This is a genomic window from Variovorax paradoxus (genome assembly GCF_009498455.1).
In the GTDB taxonomy this organism is placed as follows: domain Bacteria; phylum Pseudomonadota; class Gammaproteobacteria; order Burkholderiales; family Burkholderiaceae_C; genus Variovorax; species Variovorax paradoxus_H.
This window is the reverse complement of record NZ_CP045644.1, coordinates 7,180,898-7,207,211: the sequence shown is the minus strand read 5'-3', so window position 1 is coordinate 7,207,211 and position 26,314 is coordinate 7,180,898. Positions and strand designations below refer to the sequence as shown.

Sequence of the window (26,314 nt, the reverse complement as noted above, 5' to 3'; positions counted from 1 at the left end):
ATGGCTACACCATCGTCCCCTTTTTCTTTGCTCGGCGACCTGTTCAACCGCATCGGCGAACGCCTGCAACCGCCGGACTGGGCGATCCACGAGATCCAGCACCGCGTGGTCCTGTTCATGAACCACGTGCTGCAGCAGGAGCCCGAAGCACAGCAGCGGCTGCTGCGCCAGCAGGGCCGGGTGGTGCGCTTCCAGTGGCGCTTCGTGACGATGGAGCTGGTGGCCACGCCGGCCGGCCTGCTCGACCTGGCACCCGCCGGCTCCACGCCCGAACTCACGCTCACCGTGATCGATGACTCCCCCTTCGACATCGCCCGCGCGACGCTGCGCGGCGACAAGCCTTCCGTGCAGATCGTCGGCGACGTGCAGCTCGCGGCCGAGGTCAACTGGCTGGTCGACCATGTGCGCTGGGACGTCGAGGACGACCTGGCCCGCGTGATCGGCGACGTGCCTGCGCACACGCTGGGCAACGGCGTGCGCCGCGTGGTGGGCGCGCTGCGCCAGTTCGTCGGCGACCGCTCGGCACGCGCCGGCGGTGCGGCGGGCCACGCCGAATGAGTCGCTTCTATCGCGGCCTGTTCATCGTCTGGGTCGCACTGCGCTATGGCCTGGACGAGCTCGTGCTCACGAGCTTCCAGAAGCCCTGGCTGCGCGTGGTGGCACGCATCGTTTCTGTCGGCCGCAACCTCGACGCACCGCGCGGCCAGCGCCTGCGCGAGGCGCTGGAGCGGCTGGGCCCCATCTTCGTGAAGTTCGGCCAAGTGCTGTCCACGCGGCGCGACCTGCTGCCGCCCGACATCGCCGACGAGCTGGCTTTCCTGCAGGACCGCGTGCCGCCGTTTCCCTCGGCGGTGGCGGTCGCGACCATCGAGCGCGCCTTCCGCCGTCCGGTGAGCGACGTGTTCGTGCAGTTCGACGAGACGCCGATTGCGAGCGCCTCGATCGCGCAGGTGCACTTCGCGACTATTCGCACGAACCAGGGGGAGATCCGCGACGTGGCGGTGAAGGTGCTGCGCCCCAACATGCGCGGCGTGATCGAGAAGGACCTGGCCCTGATGGCGATGATGGCCGGCTGGATCGAAAAGCTCTCGCCCGACGGCAAGCGCCTGAAGCCGCGCGAGGTGGTCGGCGAGTTCGACAAGTACCTGCACGACGAGCTCGACCTCGTGCGCGAGGCGGCCAACGCCGCGCAGCTGCGCCGCAACATGGCCTCGCTCGACCTGGTGCTGATCCCCGAGATGTTCTGGGACTTCTGCCACCCCGAGGTCATCGTGATGGAGCGCATGAACGGCGTGCCCATTGCCCAGCTCGAGAAGCTGCGCGCGGCCGGCGTCGACATTCCCAAGCTCGCGCGCGACGGCGTGACGATCTTCTTCACGCAGGTGTTCCGCGACGGTTTCTTCCATGCCGACATGCACCCGGGCAACATCCAGGTGAGCCTGGCGCCCGAGACGTTCGGGCGCTACATCTCGCTCGATTTCGGCATCATCGGCACGCTCACGGAGTCCGACAAGGAGTACCTCGCGCAGAACTTCGCGGCCTTCTTCCGACGCGACTACAAGCGCGTGGCCGAGCTGCACCTCGAGAGCGGCTGGGTGCCGCAGGGCACGCGCATCGACGAACTCGAGGCCGCGATCCGCACCGTGTGCGAGCCGTACTTCGACCGGCCGCTGAAGGAAATCTCGCTGGGCATGGTGCTGATGCGCCTGTTCCAGACCTCGCGCCGCTTCCACGTCGAGATCCAGCCGCAGCTCGTGCTGCTGCAGAAGACCTTGCTGAACATCGAGGGACTGGGCCGCAGCATCGACCCCGAGCTCGACCTCTGGGCCACGGCCAAGCCTTTCCTCGAGAAGTGGATGGTCGACCAGATCGGGCCGAAGAAGCTGTTCCAGCAGCTGCGGGCCGAGGCGCCGCGCTACGCGAAATTGCTGCCGCAATTGCCGCGTCTGCTGCACGATTTCCTGGAAAATCGGCCGCCCGATCACCGCCGCGAGTTGCTGGAACTGCTGGCCGCGCAGAAGCGCACCAACCGGCTGCTGCAGGCCATTCTTTATGGCGGCGTCGGATTCGTCCTTGGTTTGCTCGCCATGCAACTGCTGCTGCGCGTGCGCTTGTTCTAGAGGCTGGAGGAGTTTCGCCGTGTTGCTGACGCTGGTCATCGTCTATCTGCTGGTCACCATCGCCATCGGCCTGTATGCGGCCAAGCGGGTGAAGAACACCACCGACTTCGCGATCGCGGGGCGGCACCTGCCGCTGTTCATGATCATCACGACCACCTTCGCGACCTGGTTCGGGTCCGAGACGGTGCTCGGCATTCCGGCCAAGTTCATCGAGGGCGGCCTGGGCGGCGTGGTCGAAGACCCGTTCGGCGCGGGCACCTGCCTGATCCTGGTGGGCCTGTTCTTCGCGGGCAAGCTGTACCGCATGACGCTCCTGACCATCAGCGACTACTACCGCGAGCGCTACGGCCGCAGCGTGGAAGTGGCCTGCTCGCTGATCATCATGCTGAGCTACCTGGGCTGGGTGTCGGCGCAGGTCACGGCGCTGGGGCTGGTGTTCAACGTGCTGTCGGCCGGCGCCATCAGCATCCCGGTGGGCATGGTGATCGGCGTGGTCTCGATCCTGGCCTACACGCTGTTCGGCGGCATGTGGTCGGTGGCCGTGACCGACTTCATCCAGATGATCATCCTGGTCGTCGGCCTGGCGGTCATCGCGATGTTCGCGGGCGACATGGCCGGCGGCGCCGACAAGGTGATCGCCTTCGCGGTCAGCAAGGACCTCTTCAAGTTCTGGCCCGAGCCCAACTGGCACGACATGGTGTTCTTCTTTGCCGCGGCCATCACGATGATGCTGGGCTCCATTCCGCAGCAGGACGTGTTCCAGCGCGTGATGTCGGCCAACAGCGTCAAGGCCGCGACGCGCGGCCCGGTGATCGGCGGCGTGGCCTACATCCTGTTCGCCTTCGTGCCGATGTTCCTTGTGGCCAGCGCGCTCCTCATCATGCCGGACGAGGTCGCTGTGCTGCTGAAGGAAGATCCGCAGAAGGTGCTGCCCACGCTGGTGCTGCAGAAGATGCCGTTCGTGATGCAGGTGCTGTTCTTCGGCGCGCTGCTGTCGGCCATCAAGTCGACGGCCTCGGCCACCTTGCTGGCGCCCAGCGTCACCTTCACCGAGAACATCTGGCGCCAGTTTCGCCCGGCCGGCACCGACCGCGAGAACCTGATGACCATGCGCATCACGGTGCTGCTGTTCAGCGCCGCCGTGCTGGCCTACGCGATCCGCATGCAGGGCACGCCGATCTACGAACTGGTGTCGGGCGCCTACCAGGTGCCGCTGGTCGGGGCCTTCGTGCCGCTGGTGTGCGGCCTGTACTGGCGCCGCGCCACCACCCAGGGGGCCATCGCGTCGATTGCGTGCGGCATCGGCGTCTGGCTGCTGTTCATGGCGATGCCCTGGGGAGCCGCATTCCCGGCGCAGCTGGCCGGTGTGCTGTCCGCGTTCGCGGGCATGGTCATCGGCTCGCTGCTGCCGCAATGGATAGCGAACACTCACACGCCGCACCGCCTCCTGGCGACCGAGCCGGCCTGACCGCGGGCAGGGCCGCACCCCTGCGGCCCTTGCGGGCGGGGTCGCCCCTATAATCGAGGGCTTTGCGAGCGGCAGCTGCGTCGCTCATTTCCACCCCGATTCCCATGCCCATTTACGCCTACAAGTGCAGTTCCTGCGGCTTTGCCAAGGACGTTCTGCAGAAGATGTCGGACGCGCCGCTCTCGGTGTGCCCGGAATGCGGTGCGAGCGCATTTGAAAAGCAGGTCACGGCCGCCGGCTTCCAGCTCAAGGGCTCGGGCTGGTACGTGACCGACTTCCGCGAGGGCGGCGGCAAGAAGTCCGAGGCCACCACCACCGCGCCCGCTGCTTCCGGCGACGGTGCCAAGTCGGCCGATGCGCCTTCTTCGTCCTCCGCTTCCAGCCCCGCACCGGCGCCCGCGCCGGCCCCCGCTGCTCCGGCTGCCCCGGCTGCGGCCAAGAGCGGCGACTGACGGAACCCTTTCATGTCCGCCCTGCGCAAATGGTTGTTCTCCGGCTTGCTGGTGATCGTTCCGCTGTTCATCACCCTGGCGGTGCTGAAGTGGATCATCGACACGCTCGACCAGACGCTGTGGGTGCTGCCGGGCGCCTGGCAGCGCTGGCTGTACGACAACAACATCCGCGGGCTCGGCGTGCTGCTCACGCTGGCCATCCTGCTGGTGGTCGGCGCCATTGCGAGCAACTTCGTCGGCAAGCGCCTGCTCGGCTGGGGCGACGCCGTGGTGCGGCGCATTCCGGTCGTGCGCTCGATCTACTCGAGCGTCAAGCAGGTGTCGGACACGCTGTTCTCCGAGAACGGCAACGCCTTTCGCACTGCAGTGCTGATCCAGTGGCCGCGCGAGAGCGTGTGGACCATTGCCTTCGTGACCGGCGCGCCGGGCAACGAGGTGGCCGAGCACCTGGGCAGCGAGGAATTCCTCAGCGTCTACGTGCCGACCACGCCCAACCCCACCGGCGGCTACTTCGTCATGCTCAAGCGCAGCGACTGCGTCGAACTGAAGATGAGCGTGGACGAAGCGCTCAAGTACATCGTCTCGATGGGCGTGGTCGTTCCAGGCGGCCCCTCCTCGGTGGCGATCAAGCCATCCCACTCATAAAAACGAACGCGCCACGACGGCGCCGGAAGTCCTTTCTATGGCCATGCGTACTCACTATTGCGGTCTTGTGACCGAAGCCCTGTTGGGCCAGACCGTCACCCTGTGCGGGTGGGTCAACCGTCGCCGCGACCACGGCGGCGTGATCTTCATCGACGTGCGTGACCGCGAAGGTTATGTGCAGGTGGTGTGCGATCCCGACCGCGCCTCGACCTTCGCCGTGGCCGAGAACCTGCGCAACGAGTTCTGCGTGCAGATCACCGGCCTCGTGCGTTCGCGCCCCGAGGGCACGACCAACGACAGCCTCAAGAGCGGCAAGATCGAAGTGCTGTGCCACGAACTGAAGGTGCTGAACCCGTCGGTCACGCCCCCGTTCCTGCTGGACGACGACAACCTGTCGGAAACCACCCGCCTCACGCACCGCGTGCTCGACCTGCGCCGCCCGGCCATGCAGCGCAACATGATGCTGCGCTACAAGGTGACGATGGAAACGCGCAAGTTCCTCGACGCCAACGGCTTCATCGACATCGAGACCCCGATGCTCGGCAAGTCCACGCCCGAAGGCGCGCGCGACTACCTCGTGCCCAGCCGCGTGCACGACGGCAGCTTCTTCGCGCTGCCGCAGTCGCCGCAGCTGTTCAAGCAGCTGCTGATGGTGGCCGGCTACGACCGCTACTACCAGATCGTGAAGTGCTTCCGCGACGAAGACCTGCGCGCCGACCGCCAGCCTGAATTCACGCAGATCGACATCGAGACCTCGTTCCTCGCCGAAGAAGAAATCCGCGAGATGTTCGAAGGCATGGTCCGCACCATGTTCCGCAACGCCGCGGACATCGACCTGCCGGTGTTCCCGACCATGAGCTACGCCGACGCGATGTTCAAGTACGGTTCGGACAAGCCCGACCTGCGCGTCAAGCTCGAATTCACCGAACTCACCGAACTGATGAAGCGCGTCGAGTTCAAGGTGTTCTCGAACGCCGCCACCATGGCTGGCGGCCGCGTCGTCGCACTGCGCGTGCCCGGCGGCGGTGCCGAGGGCGGCCTGTCGCGCGGCGAGATCGACGCCTATCAAGAATTCGTGAAGATCTACGGTGCCAAGGGCCTGGCCTACATCAAGGTCAACGACGCAGCCGCCGGCCGCGAAGGCCTGCAGAGCCCGATCGTCAAGAACCTCGACGACGCCACGCTGGCCGAGATCATCGCCCGCACGGGTGCCCGCAACGGCGACATCCTGTTCTTCGGTGCCGACAAGGAAAAGGTCGTCAACGACGCCATCGGCGCGCTGCGCGTGAAGATCGGCCACAGCGCCTTCGGCAAGAAGGCTGGCCTCTTCGAGGACCGCTGGGCGCCGCTGTGGGTGGTCGACTTCCCGATGTTCGAGTTCGACGAGGAAGGCCAGCGCTGGAGCGCCGTGCACCACCCGTTCACCGCACCGAAGGACGGCCACGAAGACCTCATGGACACCGCGCCCGAGAAATGCATCGCCAAGGCCTACGACATGGTGCTCAACGGCATCGAGATGGGCGGCGGTTCGGTGCGTATTCACCGCGAGGAGGTGCAGAGCAAGGTGTTCCGCGCGCTGAAGATCAGCGCCGAGGACGCGCAGCTCAAGTTCGGCTTCCTGCTGGACGCGCTGCAGTACGGCGCTCCGCCGCACGGCGGCATTGCCATCGGCCTGGACCGCCTCGTCATGCTCATGACCGGCGCCGAGTCGATCCGCGACGTGATCGCCTTCCCCAAGACCCAGCGCGCGCAAGACCTGCTGACGCAGGCGCCGAGCCCGGTCGACGAGAAGCAGCTGCGCGAACTGCACATCAAGCTGCGCAACACGCCGCAAGCCGCGGCCTGAGGCCGGCCGGTTGGCTCGGGCAGGGTGATTGGCTAAAATGGCTAATCATTCCCCGGAGCCCGCCATGCAGATCACCGCCACCGAAGCCAAGAACCGATTCGGCTACTACCTCGGCCAGGCCGAGCGCGAACCGGTGCACGTGATGAAGAACGACCGCGTGGCGGTCGTTCTTGTTTCTGCGGCGCGCTTTGCGGAACTCGAAGCGCTGGAGCAAAAGAAATCGATGGCGCAGCGCAGGCGCGAGTTCAATGCGGAATACAAGGACTGGATCGCCGCACAGAACGAACTGGTGGAGAAGCACGGGCTGTGGTGCGAGGGCATGGTGGCCTGGCAGGACGCGCCTTGAATGGCACAGTTCGACATCTACGAGAACCCTCGGCTCGAGGCGCGCCGGACGGTTCCCTACGTCGTTGATGTGCAAAGCGGCCTGCTCGATCATTTGTCGACGCGCCTTGTCATTCCCGTGTTTCGCGTTGGTGCGCGCCAAGCACCGGTCAACTTGTGCCCGACAGTTGAAATGGATGGAGAGACGTTGTCCTTGATGCCGCACCTGGCGGCCCCTCTCTCAGCAAGACTTCTCAAGAAACCAGTCGCTTCGCTCGCTCCCCGCGCTGGTGAGGTGGCAGCCGCATTGGATGCTGTGCTCAGTGGTTTCTGATCCGCGCCCCTTCAAGATCCCCGAATCGGTGCTGGTCGTGATCCACACGCCCGCGCTCGACGTGCTGCTGATCCGGCGTGCGGATGCCCACGAGTTCTGGCAATCTGTCACCGGCAGCAAGGACGCCCTCGACGAGCCGCTCATGCTCACCGCGGCGCGCGAAGTGGCCGAGGAAACAGGCATCCAGTGCGGCGAGGGCACGCCGCTGGCGTCGCAGCTGATCGACTGGCAGCTGCGCAACATCTACGAGATCTACCCCGGATGGCGCTCCCGCTACGCGCCCGGCATCACCCACAACACCGAGCACCTGTTCGGCCTGTGCGTGCCCGAGCGCCTGACGCCCGTGCTCGCCGTGCGCGAGCATACCGACTGGCAATGGCTGCCGTACCGCGAGGCGGCCGATGCGTGTTTTTCCCCGTCGAACGCCGAAGCCATTCTGTTGCTGCCAGAATTTGCGCGATGAACCCACCGGCAGCAGCAGCAACGCACAACCTCCGGGTCGCGACCTACAACATCCACAAGGGTGTCCAAGGGATCGGGCCGGCGCGCCGGCTTGAGATCCACAACCTGGGCCACGCCATCGAGCAGCTCGATGCCGACATCGTCTGCCTGCAGGAGGTGCGCAAGATGAACCGGCAGGCCGCCGCGCGCTTTCCGCGCTGGCCCGAACTGCCGCAGGCCGACTTTCTCGCGCCCGAGGGCTACACGGCCGTCTACGAGACCAATGCCGTCACGCGCCACGGCGAGCACGGCAATGCGCTGCTCACGCGCTGGCCGGTGATCCGCACCAGCCACCAGGACATTTCCGACCACCGCTTTGAACAGCGCGGCCTGCTGCACGCGGTGATCGAAGTGGAAGGCCGTCCGATTCACGCCATCGTGGTGCACCTGGGGCTCATCAAGGGCAGCCGCGTGCGGCAGGTGGCGCGGCTGCGGGAGTTCATCGAGCGCGAGGTGCCGGTCGACGAGGCCGTGGTGGTGGCCGGCGATTTCAACGACTGGGGCGCGCGCATGCGCTACGCCATGAACGCCATGGGCCTGCGCGACGCCAGCGACCTGCGCGGCCCGCGCACGCTCACGTATCCGTCGCGGCTGCCGGTGGCGCAGCTCGATTTCGTCTACGGCCGCCAGCTCGAACCGCTGGCCTGCTCGGTACCGCGCGGCCCGATCTGGGCCCGCATGTCTGACCACCTCCCGCTGGTAGCTGACTTCTCGCTACCTAATTGATAGCATTGCTCTGAGAAGGGGCGGGCGTTGCAGCCCGAATCCCCTGGAGCCATTCACTGGTACGATCCCCGCCATGCTGAGGAAAACCGACGTCGAACCGCTTCCCGATCGAAAAGACGATGACGAGGGCACGCCCGTCTCCGTCAAGATCCGCGAGCGACTGAATGCAGCGCGCAAGCGTTTCAACGCCAACGACAACATCGCCGAGTTCATCCAACCGGGCGAACTGGAGTCGCTGCTCGACGAGGTCGAGGTCAAGATGAAGGGCGTGCTCGACAGCCTCGTCATCGACGTCGAGAACGACCACAACACCGACAACACCGCGCGCCGCGTGGCCAAGATGTACCTCAACGAGGTGTTCCGCGGCCGCTACGTACCGCCGCCGCCGCTCACCGAGTTCCCCAACGCCGAGCACCTGAACGAGCTGATGATCGTCGGCCCGATCACCGTGCGCAGCGCCTGCTCGCACCACTTCTGCCCGATCATCGGCAAGCTCTGGATCGGCGTGATGCCCAACGAGCACACGAACGTGATCGGCCTGTCGAAGTACGCGCGCCTGGCCGAATGGGTCATGGGGCGCCCGCAGATCCAGGAAGAAGCCGTGGTGCAGCTGGCCGACCTGATCCAGGAAAAGACGCAGCCCGACGGCCTGGCGCTGGTCATGGAAGCCGAGCACTTCTGCATGGCCTGGCGCGGCGTGAAGGAAATGGACAGCAAGATGATCAACTCCGTCATGCGCGGCGTGTTCCTCAAGGACCCGAGCCTGCGCCGCGAATTTCTCTCCCTCCTGCCACGAAAGAGCTGAGCCATGCTGGTCCGCCTTCTCTACGCCAGCCGCGCCGTCGATACCAGCCCCGAAGCCATCGAGGCGATCCTCGCAAAATCGCGCACGCACAACCCGGCCTGCGGCATCACCGGCATCCTCTGCTACGGCGCCGGCACCTTCCTGCAGGCCATCGAGGGCGGGCGCGACGCCATCAGCGATCTCTACGGCCACATCCAGCGCGATGCGCGCCACAAGGACGTGGTGCTGCTGCACTACGAAGAGATCTCCGAGCGCCGCTTCGGCGGCTGGACGATGGGGCAGGTCAACCTGTCGAAGCTCAACGCCTCGACGCTGCTGAAGTACTCCGAGAAGCCCGAGCTCGATCCGTACAAGGTCTCGGGCAAGGTTTCCCTCGCGCTGCTCGAGGAACTGATGGCCACGGCCGCCATCGTCGGCCGCCACTGATCCCGGTTCCACCGGGGTGCCGCTCTCCGCTTTTGCGCTGATCCTGCTGGCCGGCGTCATTCACGCCAGCTGGAACATCGCCGCCAAGAAGGCGAACGGCGACGCGCGTTTCGCGTTCCAGAGCGGCGTGTTCATGGCCGTCGTGTGGGCGCCCGTGGGCATCACGCTTGGCTGGAGCGTCGTGCCGACCTGGGGCACGAAGGAGTGGGCCTTCATCGTGCTGAGCGGCGTGCTGCACGTCTTCTATTACGTCGTGCTGCTGCGCGGCTACCGCAAGTCCGATCTCACGGTGGTCTATCCGCTGGCACGCGGCTCGGGGCCGCTGCTGTCGTCGCTGGTCGCGATCCTGTTCCTTGGCGAGAAGATCAGCCTCGTCGGCGTGGCGGGCATCTTCGGCGTGGTGCTCGGCGTGTTCCTGGTGGCGGGTGGTCCGCGCCTCTTTCACAAGAAGCACGACCCGGTGCAGCGCGAGCGCGTGCAGAAGGGCCTGCGCTACGGCGTGCTGACCGGCGCCTTCATCGCGGCCTACACGATCACCGACAGCTACGCCGTCAAGTTCCTTGCGATGTCGCCGATCCTGCTCGACTACATGAGCAACTTCGTGCGCCTCGTGCTGCTGCTGCCCGCCGCGCTGCAAGACCGCGCGACCACCGCGCGCATGTGGCGCGAGCAGTGGAAGTACGCGCTGCTGGTGGCGGCGATCAGCCCCGTCTCGTACGTGCTCGTGCTGTACGCGGTGCAGCAGGCGCCCATCTCGCACGTCGCGCCGGCGCGCGAGGTCTCGATGCTGTTCGCCGCACTCATCGGCGGGCACCTGTTGCGCGAGGGCGATCGCATGCTGCGTCTGCTGGGCGCGCTGTTCATCGCGGCCGGCGTGATCGCGCTCGCCCTGGGTTGACCGAAGGCGGGCGATGCTCTTCGGCTGCGATTTCTCGAGCGCACCGACCGCCCGCAAACCCATCGTCGTGGCTGTCGGCGAGATGGCAGGTCCGGGCATCGTCGCGCTGACCCGTCTGCACCGCTTCGCCGCGCTCGACGCCTGGGGCCAGTGGCTCGACAGCAGCACGCCCGCTTGGGTCGGCGGCTTCGACTTTCCCTTCGGCCTGCCGCGCGAGTTGGTGGAACACCTGCGCTGGCCCACGGCATGGGACGCGCTGATCGCCCATTACGCCGCCCTGAGCCGCGCCGAGATTCGCGACACCTTCGCCGCCTTCTGCGCAGCGCGTCCCATTGGCGGCAAGTTCGCACACCGTGCGACCGATGCGCCGGCGGGGTCGAGTCCGTCGATGAAGTGGGTGAACCCGCCCGTCGCCTACATGCTGCACGCCGGCGTGCCGCGCCTGCTCGCGGCGGGAGCCACGCTGCCAGGTCTGCACGCCGGCGCGCACCCGGACCGCATCGCGCTGGAGGCCTACCCAGGCCTGCTGGCGCGCGAACTCATCGGCCGGCGCAGCTACAAGAGCGACGAGCTTGCGCGCCAGTCGCCCGAGCGCGAGGTGGCGCGCGCCGACCTGCTGGCCGCACTCGAGGCCGGGCAGACACGCCTGGGCCTGCGGCTCGAACTCACCGCCGCGCAGCGCGACGGATTGAGGGCCGATGCCAAGGGCGACGAGCTCGATGCGGTGCTGTGCCTGCTGCAGGCCGCGTGGGCCCGTCAGCGTGCCGACACTCCCGGGCCTGGCTACGGATTGCCGTGGGCCATGGACCCGCTCGAAGGCTGGATCGTCAGCGCCTGAGCGGCTTGCCCTCGCTTGCTTGTCCTACAGCGCTTCGGGGCTGTGGCGCCGCCCGTGCGCAGGGGGAGGGGAATAGATTGTCGGGAGTGGACCAGCCGGTCCACGCACCCCTGATCGAAGGAGGATTACCCATGACAACATCGAACCATTCCCTCGCGCCCTTTGCCGCCTCGCGCACCTGGCTGGCCGTGTTTGCCGCCGGTGCCGCGCTGGCCCTGGCCGCCTGCGACAAGCCGGGCAACCAGACGGCAGGCGAGAAGCTCGACAGCGCCGTCGCCAAGACCGAGCAGGCGGCCTCCGATGCCAAGGCCAAGTCCGAACAGGCCGCGGCCGATGCCAAGACCGGCATGGCCGGCGCCACGGCCGATGTGAAGGAAGCCGCCAAGGACGCCTCCGCCGCCGTGAGCGCGACAGTCGACGACGCCGCCATCACCGCCTCGGTTTCGGCTGGCCTGGCCAAGGACCCAGACCTGAGCGCGATCAAGATCGACGTCGACACCAAGGGCGGCGCCGTGAGCCTCAAGGGCCCGGCCCCGACGGCCGCCGCCAAGTCGCGCGCCGAGGAGATCGCCAAGGCCGTGCAAGGCGTGAAGTCGGTGGACAACCAGCTTGAAGTGAAGGGCTGACCGGTCCTTCCGCTGCGCCCAGCAAAAAGCCCGGTTCGACCGGGCTTTTTCTTGGGTGCGTGCAGCGGGCGCGGGGTCAGGGCGGGTCTTGCCGCGACGGCCGCGCGGGCTTCTGCATCAGCGTGTTGACCAGATCGGCCACGTCGGAGGTCTTGAGCACGGCCGCGATCACGGCCGTGGCCGAGAGCAGTCGCCACGGGCGCACGAGCACCAGCAGCGAGCCCGTGGCCGCCGCGGCGGCCATGAGCTTGACCGGTTCCGTGCGGGCGTAATGTTCGAGCAGGGGGCGGGCCAGTTGGCCGGCCGCGTGCGCGGGATGGCGGCGCCACCAGCGCTGCATCACGCCGCGCGCCATGGCGCTCCAGACGTTGCGGCGGCGCCCCGGCGAAGCGGATGATTCGCCCGTGCCGGTGTCGTGGTGCGCGTATTCGAGATCGTCGCCGGCGTCGTCGCCATCGAAGGCGCGGCGCGGCGCCGGGGCCTCAGGCTCCTCGCCGTTCAGTTGCCGCACGAGCGCCCGGCGCGAGAGGGCCAGCCGCTGCTGCGGGGTGAGCTGCGATGCGGCAGTGCGGCGGGGATCAGTGCTGCTCATGGCGGGCTCCGGCGACATGCAGCGCTTCGACGTCGGCGGCCAACTGGGCCCGCAGATCGTCGAAACCATAGTTCGGACTCGGGCGGGCGGCGATCCAGGCGCAGATCGCCGCGATCACCACGGCGACCGCAGGCACGGCCACCAGCACCCAATGGAAGCTGCCGTGCAACACGCCGAGCAGCACGGCCACGCCGATCAGCCCGAGTGCAAGCACGGCGGTGGCCACCGCCAGCACGCCTGCGATGAGGCGTGCCATGAGGCCGCGCCCCGCCTCCGCACTCTCCTGCCGGACCAGGGCGGCGTAGTTGGCGAGGTGATCGGCAATGAGCCCCGGGTGCCCGAGCACCGTCGAAAAGATCGGATGAAGCATGTGCGAGGGTGGTCGGGCGGGGAGTCGGTCGGTCGGTCGGTCAGTGGCGATGCAACGGATCAGTAGTCGTCGCGGCTGCGGCGGCTGGCCAGCACGATCAGCGCCGTGATGGCGGCACCGGCGGCAGCGGCCAGCAGCACCGAGCGCACGGGCTGGTCGGAGATGTAGCGGCCCGTCACGTCGGCGGCCTGTTCGATGCGGCGCTGGGCGCGGGCGCTGGTGGTCGAGGCGGCATCGAGGCCGCGCTGCACGGCCTGCTGCACGCGGGCGGCCAGTTGCTCGACGGCAGGCTCGGCGTCGCGGCGCAATTCGCGGACCTTTTCGCCCGCCGCATTCACCGCGTTCTGAGCGTAGGCGCGGGTCGTTTCGGCCGCCTCGTGGGCGGTCTGGCGCGCGTCGTCGGCGAGTTGCGAAGGGGTCTTGGTCGTGTTCATGGGAGAGTCCTTTCCGGGAAGATGAAATGCGGGAGCCTGTGGATCGTAACTACGCTACTTGCGTCGTAGCAAGCCGGCCAGGAAGCTGGCGATGGCGAGCACGGCGAAGATGATGAAAAGGACCTTGGCAATACCCACCGCGCTGGCAGCGATGCCACCGAAGCCGAACACGGCGGCGATGAGTGCGATGACCAGAAATACCACGGCGTAGTGCAGCATGCGGAACTCCTTCGAGGCTTCCCTCTTTGTGGTTTGAAGCCGTGCATCGGGGCGCATCGGTGAGGAAGCGGCCCGGTGCCGGATGACACAGGACCCACCTTAAGGGCAGGGCCGCGACGGCCCTGTCAGCGACCGGGGCGGGGGAGCGTAGGAGGCGACCGAGTCGCCGCAGGCCGGGGCGTGAAGAAATGCCACCGCCCGTCAGGCCGCGCGCGGCGCGGCGGTGTCGGAGGCCGCCGGCTTCACCACCGGCAGCATCGCGCTGAGCCGCGTGCCTTGCCCGGGTGTCGAGGTGATGGTGAGCTTGCCGCGCGCCGCCTCGACCCGGTGGCGCATGCCCGCCAGGCCGTGCGTCGAAGGGCGCATGCGCTGCGCGTCGAAGCCCTTGCCGTTGTCCGCCACCTCCACGATCACGTGGTTGGCGTAGTTCTTCAGCACGATGGTGGCTTCGGTAGCCTCGGCGTACTTGCCGATGTTGGTCAGGCTCTCCTGCACCATGCGGTAGATCGTGAGCTGGCGCGACTCGTCCATGGTCACGGGCTCCAGCGCCATCTCGATCTCCAGCCCCGAGCGCTCCCCGAACTCGCGTCCCAGGATTTCCAGCGAGGCGACCAGCCCGAGGTTGGAGAGCGACGAGGGCCGCAGGTCTTCGATGATGCGGCGCTTCAGCGCAATGCCGCTGTTGAGCAGTTCGGTCAGATGCTGCAGCCGCTGGATCGCGTCGGGTGAGTCGGCCAGCCGCGACTTCAGCCGCGCCACATCGAGCTTGGCGGCCGTGAGCAGCGAGCCCAGTTCGTCGTGCAGCTCGCGCGCCAGATAGCCGCGCTCGGTCTCGCGCACGTCCTGCAGGTGGGTGGCGAGCTCGCCCAGCGAGGCGGTGCGCTCGCGCACCTCGTCTTCGAGGGCATTGCGTTCGCGCTGCAGCGCCTCCTGCTGGCGCTCGCCGACAGAGCGCAGCGCGTGCGTCTGGCGCAGGTACAGGAAGAAGGCGATCAGCGCGGCCAGTGCGACGATGCCGGTGCCGATGCGCGCCAGTTGCAGCGACTTCATCACCTGCTGCTGGCCGGCCTGCAGCGTGGTGTTGCTGGCCTTCACCAGCGCGTTGGCGGTGGCACGGATGGCTTCCATCTCCTCGCGCCCGACGTCGGTGGTCATGACGAACTTCCAGGCGTCCTCGTTGCCCTCGTGGCGCAGCCGCACGCTCATGTCCATCTCGGCGATCTTGCGCAGCACATGCTTCGAGAGTTCGGACAGCTGGGCCCGCTCGGCCGGGCGCTCGGCATACAGCTGGCGCAGCGTCGCCAGGTTGCCGTCCACCTGCCTGACCGCGATGTCGTAGGGTTGGCGGTAGGCCGCTTCGCCCGTGAGCAGGAAGCCGCGCTGGCCGGTTTCGGCGTCCAGCATGTTCTGCAGAATCTGGTTGAGCGCGCCGCGGATCTGCTGCGCCTCGTCGATGTCCGCCAGCGCGCGGCTCGACTGCCGGTATCCTGCCTCGTTGATGCCCACGAGGGCCAGTGCGGCCAGCGCCGCGAGCAGGAGGCTCATGGCCATTTTTTGAGGGGCTAACCAGTGCATGACACCTTCAGGGTCGCATTCAATGCAACTTCGTGAATAATTGATAACAATCAGGGACCGGCATGCTGCGGCTTCCACCTGTGCAGCACAACGACGAAAGTAACAGATGATCAAAATTGGAATTGTGGACGACCACGCCATCGTGCGATCGGGCCTCCGGCAGTTCTTCTCCGAGCACGTGGACCTGCGCGTGGCGGGCGAGGCAGCGAGCGGCCGCGAAGCCATCGAACTGGTGCGCACCACCGAACTGGACGTGCTGGTGATGGATCTGTCCATGCCGGGGCAAAGCGGCATCGATGCCCTGGCCATGATCCGCGCCAAGGCGCCGGACGTGGGCATCCTGATCCTCAGCGGCTACCCCGAGGAGCACTACGCGATGAACCTGATCCGTCAGGGCGCGAGCGGCTACCTCAACAAGGAGTGCGATCCCATCGAGATCGTGAACGCCATTCGCACCATTTCGCTGGGCCGGCGCTACATCACGCCCGCCGTGGCCGAACTGCTGGCCCGCCAGCTCGACCGCAAGGACGACGCCGCGCCGCACGAGCAACTCTCGGAGCGCGAGTTCCAGGTGTTCCTGAAGCTGGCCAAGGGCGAGACCGCGGGCGACATCGCCAAGACGCTGTCGCTGTCGGTGAAGACGGTGAGCACCTACCGCACGCGGCTGATGGAGAAGATGAACCTGTCGTCCAACAGCGACCTGACCTACTACGCCCTGAAGAACAAGCTCATCGATTGAGCCCCGGCTAGGCATCGCCGGGCGCGGGCCGCAGCGCGGCGGCCTGGCGGATGCAGAAGTCGACCAGTGCGTCGATCTCGTTCGACTTGTCGAACACCGCGTCGACCCCGAACTCGGCGCAGCGGCGCCGGATGTCGGGCGTCGCATAGTTGCTGAGCACCACCACCGTCTGGCCGGGCTTGCGCGACCGGCAGGCCTGGAGGATGCCCAGGCCGCTTCCTTGCTTGAGAAAGAGATCGACGATGGCCAGGTGCCACTCGTCGGCGTGGTCGCGCAGCCAGTCGCGTGCGTGCTGCTCGTTGTCGGTAAAGCCGACGACCGTGGTGCAGGTGAGCTCTTCCAGAGTGCCGATGAGGTTTTCACGGATCGTGGGGTTGTCTTCGACAACGTAGGTCTGCAATCTGGAATCCATGCCGAACCGCGCTTCCTCTGAGGTGGGCAGGTGCTCATGTCCAAGCGCCCTGTGGAGGAGAGAGCCTGCCCATGGACGTTGAGGCTTTCCCGCACCGGATCATGAAGGGTTCGAGGGCCGCGCGTTGTAGGCGGGTTCCGACGCCTGTGCAGGCGGCTGTCCCGGCGCTGCCTTGCGCCTTCCCGTAGGCCAAGCCGCACGGGGTCTGCGGCCCGCCGCCGACCCGGCCCGGGTGCGCTTCCGGGTAAGAATCGACCATGGCAACCCAATCCCTTCGCGCCCGGCCGCGCTGGCAGAAGCTGCTGGCGGCCTTCGTGCTGCTGGTCGCCGTCCTGCTGGCCGCGCTTGCGCTGCTCGTCGCCTTCTTTCCGTGGGACACGCTGCGCGAGCCGCTCAACCGCTTCGTGAGCGAGAAGACGGGGCGCAAGTTCGAGATCACCCGCCGCCTCGACGTGGACCTGGGCTGGAAAGCCGCCACCATCAACTTCGACGGCATCGAGTTTGCCAACCCCGAATGGGCGCGCGATCCCTATCTGGTGAAGGCCGAGCGCGCGAGCTTCGAGATCCGGCTGTGGCCGCTGATCGACAGGCGGGTGGTCATTCCGAGCCTGGCGCTGACCGCGCCCACCGTGGGCCTGCAGATGGAGCCCGACGGGCGCCGCACCTGGGCCTTCGGCAAGGACACCTCGGACACCGGCACCGTGCCCACCATCGGCCTGATCCAGGTCGACAAGGGCGCCGTCGACTTCCTGGCCGCGCACCTGGGCGTCGACGTGCATGCCGACCTCGACTACGACAGCAACCGCGGCGAGCTGCCGCTGCATTACCGCATCAAGGGCCGCTACCAGGGCCAGCCGCTCACGGCGAGCGGGCGCACCGGCAATGTGCTGCAGATCAACGCCGCCGGTGCGCCGCCGTTCCCGCTCGAGATCGACGCCGCCGCCGGCCAGACGAAGCTCAAGGCCAGCGGCACCGTGGCGCAACTGGCGGGCTTCGACGGCATCGATGCCCGATTCCAGGTCAAGGGCCAGACGCTGAGCGCGCTGTACCCGCTGATCGGCGTCGTGCTGCCTCAGACCCCGCCCTATGCCCTGAGCGGCGGCCTGCGCAAGCGCGGCAAGCTCTGGGAGGCGGCGGGGCTCACCGGCCGGCTGGGCCTGTCGGACATCGGCGGCGACATGAGCTTCGATCAGGCCGGCAAGGTGCCGCGCCTGTCGGGCACGCTGCGCTCCCGCGTGATGGACATGGACGACCTCGGCCCGCTGATCGGCCTGCCGCCCACGGCGCGTTCCGCCAATGCGGTGGAAGGCGTGGCGCCGGTCGCCTCGGCCCAGCCCAAGCGCCCGCCCGGCGGCAAGGTGCTGCCGACCCACCGCTTCGACTTCGCGCGGCTGCACGCCATGAACGCCGACGTGGGCTACACCGCCGAAACCATCCGCAACGTACGCCAGATGCCGCTGGACCGCGGCAGCGTCAAGATCAAGCTGACCGACGGCGTGTTGTCGCTCGACCCGCTCGACCTGGGCGTGGCCAACGGCAAGCTCGCGGGCGCGATCCGCATCGACGCCACCAAGACACCGGCCGACATCCGCGCCTCGCTCGACGTGCGCGGCCTGCGGCTGGCGCGGCTGATTCCCAAGCTCGAAAACTCGGGCAACAGCGTCGGCCGGCTCGACGGGCGCATCAACCTCTCGGGCGCCGGCAATTCGGTGGCCAGCTGGCTCGGCGGCGCGTCGGGCGACATGGCGGTGCTGTCGGGACGCGGCCAGTTCGGCAACCTGATGCCCGTGTTCGCGACGCTGGTGGGCGGCGACATCCTCAAGTTCCTGCTGCGCGGCGACCGCGACGTCGAACTGCGCTGCGCGGCCTTGGCCTTCGACGTGAACAAGGGCGTGATGAACGCGCGCACGCTGGTGCTGGACACCACCAACGCCGTCTTTACCGCCACCGGCCAAGCCAACCTCGCGACCGAGTCGCTGGACTTCGTGGTCCGCCCCGAGCCCAAGAGCCCGAACCTCCTGTCGCTGCGCACGCCCTTGGTCGTGAGCGGCACCTTCGGCGCACCCCGGGGCGGTGTCGAGGTGGGGCCGCTGGCCGGCCGGGGTCTTGCAGCGCTGGCGCTCGGTGCCATCAACCCGCTGCTGGCACTGGCCGCGACCATCGAGACGGGTCCCGGCGAGAACGCCGACTGCTCGGGTGTGCTGGCGCTGGCGAACCGGCCCACGACAGGCGCTGCGTCGCGCGGTGCGGCGCGGGCCAAGGGCGCGCGTCAGCCCTGAGGAAACACAAAAGAAAGAGGGGGGCGGGCGCTCAGGCGCTCGCCGTCTGGCGCTGCGCGCAGACGCCGCAGTGCGGGTCGCGCGAGACGCGCAGCGTGTCGAAACTCGTGCTGCGCCCGTCGAACATCAGCAGCTTGCCCGCCAGCGACGGGCCGATGCCCGCCAGCAGCTTGAGCGCCTCGCTGGCCTGCAGCGTCCCGATGGTGCCGACGACCGGGCCGAACACCCCCAGCACTGCACAGCGCGTTTCCTCGAAGCTGGCCTCGGGCGGGAACAGGCAGGCGTAGCAGGGACAGGCGGCGTCGCGCGTGTCGTAGACGCTCAGCTGGCCGTCGAAACGGATCGCCGCGCCCGCCACCAGCGGTTTGGCATGCGCCACGCAGGCGCGGTTCACGGCCTGCCGGGTGGCGAAGTTGTCGCAGCAATCGACCACCACGTCGGCCGCGGCCACCAGCCGTGACAGCAGCGCCTCGTCGGCGCGCACGGCGTGGGTCTCGATGGCAATGTCGGGATTGATGTCGCGCATGGCCTGCGCGGCGGATGCGACCTTGGACTGGCCGACCCGCGCCTGCGTGTGGGCCACCTGCCGCTGCAGGTTGGTGAGATCGACCTCGTCGTCGTCGACCAGCACGATGTGGCCGACCCCCGCCGCCGCGAGGTACAGGGCCACCGGCGAGCCCAGCCCGCCGGCGCCGATGACGAGCGCCCGTCCGGCACTGACGCGCGCCTGGCCGTCGATGCCGAATTCCTCAAGGAGGATGTGGCGCGAATAGCGCAGCAGGTCGTGATCGTCCATGCGCGCTGCCTGGAACTTCGCGGATGAAGGAAAAACGCCGGTGGCGCGAACCGCACGCAGGGTGCGGCCCGCTCGCCGGATCAGTTTTCCTTCTTCTCGTCCTTGTTGTCGACGATGACCTGCGTCTTGCTCACGAGCACCGGCTGGCCCTTCAGGCGGTTCAGCGCCTGCACCAACGGGAAGTCCTTGTCGGTGCCGAACTCGGGCACCTTGCGGTCCTGCGGCGGCTTCTTGGCTTCTTCCTCGAGGCGCTTGCGGGCTTCGTCGCGGGCCTTTTCACGCTCGGGGTCTTTCACCTCGGGGCCCTGGCCGCTGGCCAGGTGCTTCTCGAGGTCGGCCTCGCGCATGCGCAGGGCGGCAAACGGGCTGCCCTCGGCGCTTTCGTCGATCAGCACGTTGGGCACGATGCCCTTGGCCTGGATCGAGGTGCCGCTCGGCGTGTAGTAGCGCGCGGTGGTGATCTTCAGGCCGGTGTCGGGGCCGAGCGGGCGCACCGTTTGCACCGAGCCCTTGCCGAAGGTCTGGCTGCCCATGATGGTGGCGCGCTTGTGGTCTTGCAGTGCGCCGGCCACGATTTCGCTGGCCGAGGCCGAGCCTTCGTTCACCAGCACCACTAGCGGCACGTTCTTGAGCGCTGCCGGCAGGTTGCGCAGCGGATCGCTGCCCGAACGGCGCTGGTAGAACTCGGGCGCCGCCTTGTAGATCGACTTGCTTTCGGCCAGCTGGCCGTCGGTGGTGACCACCGTGACGTTCTCGGGCAGGAAGGCCGCCGACACCGCCACCGCCGCGTCGAGCAGGCCGCCCGGGTCATTGCGCAGGTCGAGCACCAGGCCCTTGAGGTTCGGGTCTTCCTTATAGAGCTCTTCGATCTTCTTGACGAAGTCGTCGACCGTGCGCTCCTGGAACTGCGACAGGCGGATCCAGCCGTAGCCCGGCTCGATCATCTTGCCGCGCACCGACTGGGTACGGATTTCCTCGCGCGTGATCGTGACCGGGAAGGTGCGGCTCTCGTCCTTGCGGAAGATGGTCAGCAACACCTTGGTGTTGGCCTCGCCGCGCATGCGCTTGACGGCTTCGTTCAGCGACAGGCCGCGCACGGCCGTGTCGTCGATCTTGGTGATCAGGTCGTTCGGCTTCAAGCCGGCGCGGAAGGCGGGCGAGCCTTCGATGGGGGAGACGACCTTGATGAGGCCGTCTTCCTGCGAGATTTCGATGCCCACGCCGACGAAGCGGCCCGTGGTGCCCTCTCGGAATTCCTTGAAGGACTTCTTGTCGAAGTACTGCGAGTGCGGATCGAGCCCGGCGACCATGCCCGAGATGGCGTCGGAGATGAGTTTCTTCTCATCGACCGCCTCGACATAGTCGCTCTTGACCATCCCGAAGACGGCCGCGAGTTGCTGCAGTTCCTCGAGGGGGAGCGGCGCGAGCGAACCTCGCGCGACCGTCTGCAGCGAGACGGTGGTCAGGACGCCAGCAACGGCGCCGGCGGCGACCCAGCCGGTGATCTTCAGTTTCTGGCCCATCATGAGTGAAATGTCCTGTATGTCGACGGCTGTCGAACCAATATACACAGCTTGGAAGCAAATTGCCTGCCGGGGTTCCACGGAGGGACCGGCAGGCCGGGTTTTCTTCTTTTGCTTACGTCTTCAGCCCTTGCCTTGCGACGCCACCGCGGCGGCGGCCTTTTCGGCGGCGGCGGCATCGCCCAGGTAGTAGTGGCGCAGGGGCTTGAGGTCGTCGTCGAGCTCGTAGACCAGCGGAATGCCGTTCGGGATGTTCAGGCCGACGATGGCGTCGTCCGAAATACCGTCCAGGTACTTCACCAGCGCGCGGATCGAATTGCCGTGGGCGGCCACCACCAGCCGGCGGCCGGTGCGGATGGCCGGCGCCATCGACTCGTTCCAGAACGGCAGCACGCGCGCCACCGTGTCCTTCAGGCACTCGGTCAGCGGAATCTGCTCGGGCGACAGCTTGGCGTAGCGCACGTCGGAGCGCTCGCTGCGCGGGTCGTCGGCTTCCAGCGGCGGCGGCGGGGTGCTGTAGCTGCGGCGCCAGACCAGCACCTGCTCGTCGCCGTACTTCTTGGCGGTTTCGGCCTTGTTCAGGCCCTGCAGGCCGCCGTAATGGCGTTCGTTGAGGCGCCAGGAGTGCACCACGGGCAGCCAGGTGCGGTCGAGTTCGTCGAGCGTGTGCCAGAGGGTGCGGGTGGCGCGCTTGAGCACGCTGGTGTAGGCCACGTCGAAGTCGTAGCCCTCGGCCTTGAGCAGCCGGCCGGCCTGCTTGGCCTGCTCGACGCCGGTCTCGGTCAGGTCGACGTCGGTCCAGCCGGTGAAACGGTTTTCGAGATTCCAGGTCGATTCGCCATGGCGGATCAGTACCAGTTTGTGCATGTCGGAGGCCTTTGGCAGCGCGTGGGAAAACCAGCATTCTAAAATCCCGGGTTTGCCATCCAAGGAACCCCCGTGAAATTGATCGAATTCGTCACCGCGAACTGGATGCTGATCCTGATGGCGCTCACTTCGGGCGGCATGCTGGCCTGGCCGATGATCCGCGGTGCGGGCGGTGGCACGCTCACGGCCCAGGGTGCCGTGCAGCTCATCAACCGCGAGCGCGCGGTGCTGGTCGACGTGCGCGAACCCGAAGAGTTTGCCGGCGGCCACATGATCGGCGCCAAGAACGTCCCGCTGAACCTGCTCGAGGAAAAGCTGGCTGGCACGGTCAAGAACAAGAACGTGCCGCTGCTGCTGGTGTGCGCCACCGGCGCCCGTGCCCAGCGCGCCGTGGCCACGGCCAAGAAGCTCGGTTACGAGCAGGCCCAAGCGGTGGCTGGCGGGCTCAAGGCCTGGAAAGAGGCTAATCTGCCGGTTGAAAAGGCTTAACTCTTCCCCAAGGTAAAGCGCATGCAAGCCGTCAAGATGTACACCACCGCGTTCTGCCCGTACTGCACGCGTGCCAAGCAGATCCTCAAGGCCAAGGGCGTCGAAGAGATCGAAGAGATTCGCATCGACACCGACCCGCAAGCCCGCAACACCATGATGGAAATCACCCAGCGCCGCACGGTGCCGCAGATTTTCATCGGCGACACCCACGTGGGCGGCTGCGACGACCTGCAGGCGCTCGACAGCCGCGGCGGCCTCGTTCCGTTGCTGCAAGGCGCCTGAAGCCCGCTGCGGTCCGGCGTCACGAAAGTGCGCGGGCCGTCGGGCGATAATCGTTTGTTCCCTCATCTGCAGCCCGCTGCGGGACCCTCTCCCCGGCGGGCATTGTTTTGATCCTCGAAAGTTCAGCCATGGCCGACCAGCAAGCCCAAGATCCCGTGTTCCAGATCCAGCGCGTCTACCTCAAGGACCTGTCGCTCGAACAACCCAACTCGCCCGCGATCCTGCTGGAGCAGACGCAGCCCACCGTCGACATCCAGCTCGGCGTGGACGCCCAGCCCGTGGCCGACGGCATCTTCGAGATCACCGTGTCGGCCACCGTGCAGACCAAGATCGAAGACCGCACCGTGTTCCTGGTCGAAGCCAAGCAAGCCGGCATCTTCGAGATCCGCAACCTGCCGGAAGACCAGATGGGTCCGATCCTGGGCATCGCCTGCCCGCAGATCGTCTACCCGTACCTGCGCGGCAACGTGGCCGACGTGATCCAGCGCGGCGGCTTCCCGCCCGTGCACCTGGCTGAAATCAACTTCCAGGCCATGTACGAGCAGCAGCAAGCCCAGGCCGCCGGCCAGGCTGCACCCACCCTGGCCCAGTAAACCGGCCGCACGACGCCGCCAGCGCACGATGAAGATCTGCGTTCATGGCGCCGGTGCCTGGGGCACGGCCGTCGCAGTCAACGCGGCGGCCCGCCACGAGGTCACGCTGTGGGCGCGCGACGCCGCCCAGGCCGACGCCATGTCGGCCGCGCGTGAAAACACCCGCTACCTTCCCGGACTGGCCCTGCCGGCCTCGCTGGCCGTGCGCGCGGGCGACATCGCCCAGGCGCAGGCCGGGGCCGACCTCGTCATCGTCGCCACGCCCATGGCCGCGCTGCGCGAACAGCTGATCGCCCTGCGCGGCACCACCGTGCCGGTGGCGTGGCTGTGCAAGGGCGTCGAGCCCGCGCTCGACAGCACCTCTCCCACCGCCTTTGGCCTGCTCGCCCACGAAATCTGGGCGCAGGTTGCGCCTGAGTTGAAGGCGGGCGTGCTCAGCGGCCCCAGCTTTGCGCAAGAGGTCGCCGAAGGGCGTCCGACCGCGCTGGTGGCTGCCAGCCCGCACGCCGGCGTGCGCGATGCGCTGGTCGACGCCTTCCACGGCCCGGCCCTGCGCGTGTACGCCAACGACGACATCGTCGGCGTCGAAGTCGGTGGCGCCGTGAAGAACGTGCTCGCCATCGCCACCGGGCTGTGCGACGGCCTCGCGCTCGGGCTCAACGCCCGCGCGGCGCTGATCACGCGCGGCCTGGCCGAAATGACCCGCTTCGGCCTGGCGCTCGGCGCCCGCGCCGACACCTTCATGGGCCTGTCGGGCCTGGGCGACCTCGTGCTGACTTCCACCGGCGACCTGTCGCGCAACCGCAAGGTCGGGCTGCTGCTGGCCCAGGGCCGCACGCTCGCGCAGGCTGTCGATTCGCTGGGCCACGTGGCCGAGGGCGTGTACTGCGCCCGCACCGTGGTGCAGCGCGCGCGCGGCCTGGGCATCGAGATGCCCATCGCCGAAGGCGTGGTCGCGCTGCTCGACGGCCAGGTGAGCCCGCGCGACGCCGTGGCGGCGCTGACCGGGCGCGACCCGGTGCCGGAATCGGTGCAAGCCGGTTCGGTGCCCCGCCACTCCTCCTGAAAATCAGAGATTCCAGAGACATGAGCCTTCGCTTTGATTTCTCGGCGTCGGCCGTCGCCGCGCTGGCCGAGTCCGACGTCGCCCGCGCCCTGCAAGAAGACGTCGCCGACGGCGACCTGACCGCCTCGCTGGTCGACGCCTCCCGCACGGCCCATGCCCGCGTGCTCGCGCGCGAAGCCGCCGTGGTGTGCGGCGCGCCCTGGGTCGAGGCCACCGTGCGGCGGCTCGATCCGCAGGCGCGCATCACCTGGCTGTGCGGCGAGGGCGAACGCTGCGCCGCCGACCAGCCCGTGCTCGAAATCCGGGGTGGCGCTCGCGCGCTGCTGACGGCCGAGCGCACCGCGCTCAACTTCCTGCAGCTGCTGAGCGCCGTCGCCACCAAGACCGCGCTGTACGCCGACGCCGTGAAAGGCACGCGCGCCCGCATCGTCGACACCCGCAAGACCCTGCCGGGCCTGCGTCTGGCGCAGAAGTACGCCGTGCGCACCGGCGGCGGGCTGAACCACCGCATCGGCCTGTACGACGCGGTGCTCATCAAGGAAAACCACATCGCCGCGGCCGGTGGCGTGGCCGCCGCCCTGCGCGCGGTGGCGCCCGTGGCCGCGCAGGCCGCGTTCGTCGAGGTCGAGGTCGAGACGCTGGCCCAGTTGAAGGAAGCGCTGGACGCCGGCGCCCGCATGGTGCTGCTCGACAACATGGACCTGCCCACGCTGCGCGAGGCCGTGCGCCTGAACGACGCCGTGGGCGACGACCGCAAGGCCGTGCTCGAGATTTCGGGCGGCGTCACGCTCGACGGCCTGCGCGCCCTGGCCGAGACCGGTGTCGACCGGATCTCGATCGGCGCGTTGACCAAGGACGTGAAAGCCATCGACTACTCGATGCGCTTCCTGAACCACTGAACCGCCATGACGACCGCTTCCGTCATCGATGTCGACTACGAACAGCCCGCGCAAGGCTCGGTCTGCGACACGCGCCACGCCTGGGCCCGCGTGCCCCCCGAGCCTTCGCCCGATGAGCGCATCGCGCTGAAGGAGCGCATTCGCCGCCTGCTGCGCGAGCATGACGGGGGAAGAGGGGCGGTGATGGTCTCGCACTTCTACGTGCACCCCGACCTGCAAGACCTGGCCGAGGAAACCGGCGGCATCGTGAGCGATTCGCTCGAGATGGCGCGCTTCGGCCGCGACCACGCCGCCACCACGCTGGTGGTGTCGGGCGTGCGCTTCATGGGCGAGACCTCGAAGATCCTCTCGCCCGAAAAGCGCGTGCTGATGCCCGACCTCGACGCGAACTGCTCGCTCGACCTGGGCTGCCCGGTCGACGAATTCAGCGCCTTCTGCGATGCGCATCCCGACCGCACCGTGGTGGTCTACGCCAACACCAGCGCGGCCGTGAAGGCGCGCGCCGACTGGCTCGTCACCTCCAGCTGCGCGCTCGATGTGGTGAACGCACTGCACGCGGCCGGCCAGAAGATCCTCTGGGGCCCCGACCGCCACCTGGGCGACTACATCCGCCGCCAGACCGGCGCCGACATGGTCAGCTGGAACGGCGCCTGCATCGTGCACGACGAATTCAAGTCGCTCGAACTCGAGCTGCTGATGAAGGAACACCCGAAGGCCAAGGTGCTGGTGCACCCCGAGTCGCCGTCGGACGTGATCGCGCTGGCGCATGCGGTGGGTTCCACCTCGGCCATCCTGAACGCGGCGCAGCGCTTCGACGCGACCGAGTTCATCGTCGCGACCGACACCGGCATGCTGCACAAGCTGCGCACGCTGAATCCCGGCAAGACCTTCATCGAGGCGCCTACGGCGGGCAACGGCGGCACGTGCAAGAGCTGCGCGCATTGCCCGTGGATGGCGATGAACGGGCTGGTTGAACTGGCGAATGCGTTGGAGACCGGCGCGGGCGAAATCCACGTCGATCCGGCGCTGGGCGTGCGGGCGCGGGTGCCGATCGATCGGATGCTGGCGTTTACCGCCGGGCTGAAGAACGGGCAGGCGCCAGGCAGTCTGGTCGCCGGCATCGGCGCGGCCTGATCCTGTCTTGCTCCTTCCCCCGCTGGGGGAAGGTTG

General features: G+C 67.7%; 32 protein-coding genes. 23 read left to right on the top strand and 9 right to left on the bottom strand.

Translation table 11 applies throughout. From position 1 onward, the window contains the following. The 15 genes from GFK26_RS33545 (at position 1) to GFK26_RS33475 (ending at position 12,009) form a co-directional block, all read left to right on the top strand. The gene (locus tag GFK26_RS33545; RefSeq protein ID WP_153285764.1) at positions 1-558 is read left to right on the top strand and encodes a ubiquinone biosynthesis accessory factor UbiJ; all 558 of its coding nucleotides are present in this window, start codon (positions 1-3) and stop codon (positions 556-558) included. After that, entirely contained in the window at positions 555-2,120 is a 1,566-nt protein-coding gene (gene ubiB / locus GFK26_RS33540) for a ubiquinone biosynthesis regulatory protein kinase UbiB (RefSeq protein WP_153285763.1), read from the top strand. Before GFK26_RS33545 ends, ubiB begins: the two co-directional genes overlap by 4 nt. Positions 2,121-2,139: 19 nt before the next feature. Further along, positions 2,140-3,588, top strand: a complete 1,449-nt coding sequence (locus GFK26_RS33535) for a sodium:solute symporter family protein (protein WP_153285762.1) — start codon at positions 2,140-2,142, stop codon at positions 3,586-3,588. Between the two features lie 104 nt (positions 3,589-3,692). Continuing rightward, on the top strand, positions 3,693-4,040 hold the full coding sequence (locus GFK26_RS33530) for an FmdB family zinc ribbon protein (protein ID WP_153285761.1): 348 nt from the start codon (positions 3,693-3,695) through the stop codon (positions 4,038-4,040). A 12-nt stretch (positions 4,041-4,052) separates the two neighbouring features. Beyond that, positions 4,053-4,685, top strand: coding sequence for a DUF502 domain-containing protein (locus tag GFK26_RS33525; protein ID WP_056578295.1), 633 nt, complete (start codon positions 4,053-4,055; stop codon positions 4,683-4,685). A gap of 37 nt (positions 4,686-4,722) precedes the next feature. Next, complete coding sequence (gene aspS / locus GFK26_RS33520) at positions 4,723-6,531, top strand: aspartate--tRNA ligase (protein WP_153285760.1); 1,809 nt, start codon at positions 4,723-4,725, stop codon at positions 6,529-6,531. A 64-nt stretch (positions 6,532-6,595) separates the two neighbouring features. Continuing rightward, on the top strand, positions 6,596-6,877 hold the full coding sequence (locus GFK26_RS33515) for a type II toxin-antitoxin system prevent-host-death family antitoxin (protein WP_153285759.1): 282 nt from the start codon (positions 6,596-6,598) through the stop codon (positions 6,875-6,877). Beyond that, positions 6,878-7,189 carry a CcdB family protein gene (locus GFK26_RS33510; protein WP_153285758.1) on the top strand — a complete coding sequence of 104 codons (312 nt, stop codon included), beginning with the start codon at positions 6,878-6,880 and terminating at the stop codon, positions 7,187-7,189. It abuts the gene before it with no gap. Continuing rightward, positions 7,167-7,652 (top strand): dihydroneopterin triphosphate diphosphatase, encoded by a 486-nt coding sequence (gene nudB / locus GFK26_RS33505; RefSeq protein WP_416222530.1) that lies wholly within the window; start codon positions 7,167-7,169, stop codon positions 7,650-7,652. Before GFK26_RS33510 ends, nudB begins: the two co-directional genes overlap by 23 nt. Continuing rightward, positions 7,649-8,416 (top strand): endonuclease/exonuclease/phosphatase family protein, encoded by a 768-nt coding sequence (locus GFK26_RS33500; protein WP_153285756.1) that lies wholly within the window; start codon positions 7,649-7,651, stop codon positions 8,414-8,416. The genes nudB and GFK26_RS33500 overlap by 4 nt, the downstream gene beginning before the upstream one ends. Before the next feature lie 73 nt (positions 8,417-8,489). Next, entirely contained in the window at positions 8,490-9,221 is a 732-nt protein-coding gene (gene folE / locus GFK26_RS33495; RefSeq protein ID WP_153285755.1) for a GTP cyclohydrolase I, read from the top strand. 3 nt (positions 9,222-9,224) lie between these two features. Next, positions 9,225-9,647, top strand: a complete 423-nt coding sequence (locus GFK26_RS33490) for a BLUF domain-containing protein (protein ID WP_101489005.1) — start codon at positions 9,225-9,227, stop codon at positions 9,645-9,647. A gap of 16 nt (positions 9,648-9,663) precedes the next feature. Next, positions 9,664-10,545: a DMT family transporter gene (locus GFK26_RS33485; protein ID WP_153285754.1), complete on the top strand. Its 882-nt coding sequence runs from the start codon at positions 9,664-9,666 to the stop codon at positions 10,543-10,545. 13 nt (positions 10,546-10,558) lie between these two features. Then, a complete protein-coding gene (locus GFK26_RS33480) occupies positions 10,559-11,383 on the top strand; it encodes a DUF429 domain-containing protein (RefSeq protein WP_153285753.1) in 825 nt (274 codons plus the stop codon). A 131-nt stretch (positions 11,384-11,514) separates the two neighbouring features. After that, positions 11,515-12,009 carry a BON domain-containing protein gene (locus GFK26_RS33475; protein WP_153285752.1) on the top strand — a complete coding sequence of 165 codons (495 nt, stop codon included), beginning with the start codon at positions 11,515-11,517 and terminating at the stop codon, positions 12,007-12,009. 76 nt (positions 12,010-12,085) lie between these two features. Here GFK26_RS33475 and GFK26_RS33470 read toward each other — a convergent pair whose 3' ends face one another. The 5 genes from GFK26_RS33470 to GFK26_RS33450 form a co-directional block, all read right to left on the bottom strand. Continuing rightward, the gene (locus GFK26_RS33470) at positions 12,086-12,601 is read right to left on the bottom strand and encodes a hypothetical protein (RefSeq protein ID WP_153285751.1); all 516 of its coding nucleotides are present in this window, start codon (positions 12,599-12,601) and stop codon (positions 12,086-12,088) included. Then, positions 12,588-12,971, bottom strand: coding sequence for a phage holin family protein (locus tag GFK26_RS33465; protein ID WP_153285750.1), 384 nt, complete (start codon positions 12,969-12,971; stop codon positions 12,588-12,590). Before GFK26_RS33465 ends, GFK26_RS33470 begins: the two co-directional genes overlap by 14 nt. A 59-nt stretch (positions 12,972-13,030) precedes the next feature. Continuing rightward, the gene (locus GFK26_RS33460; RefSeq protein ID WP_153285749.1) at positions 13,031-13,405 is read right to left on the bottom strand and encodes a hypothetical protein; all 375 of its coding nucleotides are present in this window, start codon (positions 13,403-13,405) and stop codon (positions 13,031-13,033) included. Between the two features lie 54 nt (positions 13,406-13,459). After that, a complete protein-coding gene (locus GFK26_RS33455; RefSeq protein WP_070063586.1) occupies positions 13,460-13,624 on the bottom strand; it encodes a DUF1328 domain-containing protein in 165 nt (54 codons plus the stop codon). Positions 13,625-13,825: 201 nt separating this feature from the next. Next, positions 13,826-15,175, bottom strand: a complete 1,350-nt coding sequence (locus GFK26_RS33450) for a CHASE3 domain-containing protein (protein ID WP_153285748.1) — start codon at positions 15,173-15,175, stop codon at positions 13,826-13,828. A gap of 130 nt (positions 15,176-15,305) precedes the next feature. On the opposite strand from GFK26_RS33450, the gene GFK26_RS33445 reads away from it, so the two are divergent. Next, complete coding sequence (locus GFK26_RS33445) at positions 15,306-15,938, top strand: response regulator transcription factor (RefSeq protein ID WP_007837167.1); 633 nt, start codon at positions 15,306-15,308, stop codon at positions 15,936-15,938. 7 nt (positions 15,939-15,945) lie between these two features. On the opposite strand, the gene GFK26_RS33440 is transcribed toward GFK26_RS33445, so the two are convergent. Further along, positions 15,946-16,350, bottom strand: coding sequence for a response regulator (locus GFK26_RS33440; protein ID WP_153285747.1), 405 nt, complete (start codon positions 16,348-16,350; stop codon positions 15,946-15,948). 257 nt (positions 16,351-16,607) lie between these two features. Here GFK26_RS33440 and GFK26_RS33435 point away from each other — a divergent pair, with 257 nt between their 5' ends. Further along, positions 16,608-18,629 carry an AsmA family protein gene (locus GFK26_RS33435; RefSeq protein ID WP_153285746.1) on the top strand — a complete coding sequence of 674 codons (2,022 nt, stop codon included), beginning with the start codon at positions 16,608-16,610 and terminating at the stop codon, positions 18,627-18,629. Positions 18,630-18,660: 31 nt separating this feature from the next. On the opposite strand, the gene GFK26_RS33430 is transcribed toward GFK26_RS33435, so the two are convergent. The 3 genes from GFK26_RS33430 to gpmA all read right to left on the bottom strand — a co-directional run bounded on the left by GFK26_RS33430 (position 18,661) and on the right by gpmA (position 21,815). Next, the gene (locus GFK26_RS33430; RefSeq protein WP_153285745.1) at positions 18,661-19,425 is read right to left on the bottom strand and encodes a HesA/MoeB/ThiF family protein; all 765 of its coding nucleotides are present in this window, start codon (positions 19,423-19,425) and stop codon (positions 18,661-18,663) included. 80 nt (positions 19,426-19,505) lie between these two features. Next, positions 19,506-20,948, bottom strand: a complete 1,443-nt coding sequence (locus GFK26_RS33425) for a S41 family peptidase (protein WP_153286197.1) — start codon at positions 20,946-20,948, stop codon at positions 19,506-19,508. A gap of 123 nt (positions 20,949-21,071) precedes the next feature. Further along, on the bottom strand, positions 21,072-21,815 hold the full coding sequence (gpmA, locus tag GFK26_RS33420) for a 2,3-diphosphoglycerate-dependent phosphoglycerate mutase (RefSeq protein ID WP_013543140.1): 744 nt from the start codon (positions 21,813-21,815) through the stop codon (positions 21,072-21,074). A gap of 105 nt (positions 21,816-21,920) precedes the next feature. On the opposite strand from gpmA, the gene GFK26_RS33415 reads away from it, so the two are divergent. From GFK26_RS33415 to nadA, 6 genes are all read left to right on the top strand, one after another. Beyond that, the gene (locus GFK26_RS33415; RefSeq protein WP_373696565.1) at positions 21,921-22,304 is read left to right on the top strand and encodes a rhodanese-like domain-containing protein; all 384 of its coding nucleotides are present in this window, start codon (positions 21,921-21,923) and stop codon (positions 22,302-22,304) included. Positions 22,305-22,325: 21 nt separating this feature from the next. Next, positions 22,326-22,586: a glutaredoxin 3 gene (gene grxC, locus GFK26_RS33410; protein ID WP_153285743.1), complete on the top strand. Its 261-nt coding sequence runs from the start codon at positions 22,326-22,328 to the stop codon at positions 22,584-22,586. Positions 22,587-22,714: 128 nt separating this feature from the next. Next, positions 22,715-23,179: a protein-export chaperone SecB gene (secB, locus tag GFK26_RS33405; protein ID WP_056578332.1), complete on the top strand. Its 465-nt coding sequence runs from the start codon at positions 22,715-22,717 to the stop codon at positions 23,177-23,179. Positions 23,180-23,207: 28 nt separating this feature from the next. Beyond that, a complete protein-coding gene (locus GFK26_RS33400) occupies positions 23,208-24,245 on the top strand; it encodes an NAD(P)H-dependent glycerol-3-phosphate dehydrogenase (protein WP_153285742.1) in 1,038 nt (345 codons plus the stop codon). A gap of 20 nt (positions 24,246-24,265) precedes the next feature. Next, positions 24,266-25,144, top strand: a complete 879-nt coding sequence (gene nadC, locus GFK26_RS33395; protein WP_153285741.1) for a carboxylating nicotinate-nucleotide diphosphorylase — start codon at positions 24,266-24,268, stop codon at positions 25,142-25,144. Positions 25,145-25,150: 6 nt separating this feature from the next. After that, positions 25,151-26,278, top strand: coding sequence for a quinolinate synthase NadA (gene nadA / locus GFK26_RS33390; protein ID WP_153285740.1), 1,128 nt, complete (start codon positions 25,151-25,153; stop codon positions 26,276-26,278). Positions 26,279-26,314: the final 36 nt, after the last annotated feature.

What these genes read in the sequence shown, in the direction of transcription:
- GFK26_RS33545 (WP_153285764.1), top strand. Translation starts at nt 1, where the DNA reads ATGGCTACACCATCGTCCCCTTTTTCTTTGCTCGGCGACCTGTTCAAC.
- ubiB (WP_153285763.1), top strand. Translation starts at nt 555, where the DNA reads ATGAGTCGCTTCTATCGCGGCCTGTTCATCGTCTGGGTCGCACTGCGC.
- GFK26_RS33530 (WP_153285761.1), top strand. Translation starts at nt 3,693, where the DNA reads ATGCCCATTTACGCCTACAAGTGCAGTTCCTGCGGCTTTGCCAAGGAC.
- GFK26_RS33525 (WP_056578295.1), top strand. Translation starts at nt 4,053, where the DNA reads ATGTCCGCCCTGCGCAAATGGTTGTTCTCCGGCTTGCTGGTGATCGTT.
- aspS (WP_153285760.1), top strand. Translation starts at nt 4,723, where the DNA reads ATGGCCATGCGTACTCACTATTGCGGTCTTGTGACCGAAGCCCTGTTG.
- GFK26_RS33515 (WP_153285759.1), top strand. Translation starts at nt 6,596, where the DNA reads ATGCAGATCACCGCCACCGAAGCCAAGAACCGATTCGGCTACTACCTC.
- GFK26_RS33510 (WP_153285758.1), top strand. Translation starts at nt 6,878, where the DNA reads ATGGCACAGTTCGACATCTACGAGAACCCTCGGCTCGAGGCGCGCCGG.
- nudB (WP_416222530.1), top strand. Translation starts at nt 7,167, where the DNA reads ATGCTGTGCTCAGTGGTTTCTGATCCGCGCCCCTTCAAGATCCCCGAA.
- GFK26_RS33500 (WP_153285756.1), top strand. Translation starts at nt 7,649, where the DNA reads ATGAACCCACCGGCAGCAGCAGCAACGCACAACCTCCGGGTCGCGACC.
- folE (WP_153285755.1), top strand. Translation starts at nt 8,490, where the DNA reads ATGCTGAGGAAAACCGACGTCGAACCGCTTCCCGATCGAAAAGACGAT.
- GFK26_RS33490 (WP_101489005.1), top strand. Translation starts at nt 9,225, where the DNA reads ATGCTGGTCCGCCTTCTCTACGCCAGCCGCGCCGTCGATACCAGCCCC.
- GFK26_RS33480 (WP_153285753.1), top strand. Translation starts at nt 10,559, where the DNA reads ATGCTCTTCGGCTGCGATTTCTCGAGCGCACCGACCGCCCGCAAACCC.
- GFK26_RS33475 (WP_153285752.1), top strand. Translation starts at nt 11,515, where the DNA reads ATGACAACATCGAACCATTCCCTCGCGCCCTTTGCCGCCTCGCGCACC.
- GFK26_RS33470 (WP_153285751.1), bottom strand. Translation starts at nt 12,601, where the DNA reads ATGAGCAGCACTGATCCCCGCCGCACTGCCGCATCGCAGCTCACCCCG.
- GFK26_RS33465 (WP_153285750.1), bottom strand. Translation starts at nt 12,971, where the DNA reads ATGCTTCATCCGATCTTTTCGACGGTGCTCGGGCACCCGGGGCTCATT.
- GFK26_RS33460 (WP_153285749.1), bottom strand. Translation starts at nt 13,405, where the DNA reads ATGAACACGACCAAGACCCCTTCGCAACTCGCCGACGACGCGCGCCAG.
- GFK26_RS33455 (WP_070063586.1), bottom strand. Translation starts at nt 13,624, where the DNA reads ATGCTGCACTACGCCGTGGTATTTCTGGTCATCGCACTCATCGCCGCC.
- GFK26_RS33450 (WP_153285748.1), bottom strand. Translation starts at nt 15,175, where the DNA reads ATGGCCATGAGCCTCCTGCTCGCGGCGCTGGCCGCACTGGCCCTCGTG.
- GFK26_RS33445 (WP_007837167.1), top strand. Translation starts at nt 15,306, where the DNA reads ATGATCAAAATTGGAATTGTGGACGACCACGCCATCGTGCGATCGGGC.
- GFK26_RS33440 (WP_153285747.1), bottom strand. Translation starts at nt 16,350, where the DNA reads ATGGATTCCAGATTGCAGACCTACGTTGTCGAAGACAACCCCACGATC.
- GFK26_RS33435 (WP_153285746.1), top strand. Translation starts at nt 16,608, where the DNA reads ATGGCAACCCAATCCCTTCGCGCCCGGCCGCGCTGGCAGAAGCTGCTG.
- GFK26_RS33430 (WP_153285745.1), bottom strand. Translation starts at nt 19,425, where the DNA reads ATGGACGATCACGACCTGCTGCGCTATTCGCGCCACATCCTCCTTGAG.
- GFK26_RS33425 (WP_153286197.1), bottom strand. Translation starts at nt 20,948, where the DNA reads ATGGGCCAGAAACTGAAGATCACCGGCTGGGTCGCCGCCGGCGCCGTT.
- gpmA (WP_013543140.1), bottom strand. Translation starts at nt 21,815, where the DNA reads ATGCACAAACTGGTACTGATCCGCCATGGCGAATCGACCTGGAATCTC.
- GFK26_RS33415 (WP_373696565.1), top strand. Translation starts at nt 21,921, where the DNA reads ATGCTGATCCTGATGGCGCTCACTTCGGGCGGCATGCTGGCCTGGCCG.
- grxC (WP_153285743.1), top strand. Translation starts at nt 22,326, where the DNA reads ATGCAAGCCGTCAAGATGTACACCACCGCGTTCTGCCCGTACTGCACG.
- secB (WP_056578332.1), top strand. Translation starts at nt 22,715, where the DNA reads ATGGCCGACCAGCAAGCCCAAGATCCCGTGTTCCAGATCCAGCGCGTC.
- GFK26_RS33400 (WP_153285742.1), top strand. Translation starts at nt 23,208, where the DNA reads ATGAAGATCTGCGTTCATGGCGCCGGTGCCTGGGGCACGGCCGTCGCA.
- nadC (WP_153285741.1), top strand. Translation starts at nt 24,266, where the DNA reads ATGAGCCTTCGCTTTGATTTCTCGGCGTCGGCCGTCGCCGCGCTGGCC.
- nadA (WP_153285740.1), top strand. Translation starts at nt 25,151, where the DNA reads ATGACGACCGCTTCCGTCATCGATGTCGACTACGAACAGCCCGCGCAA.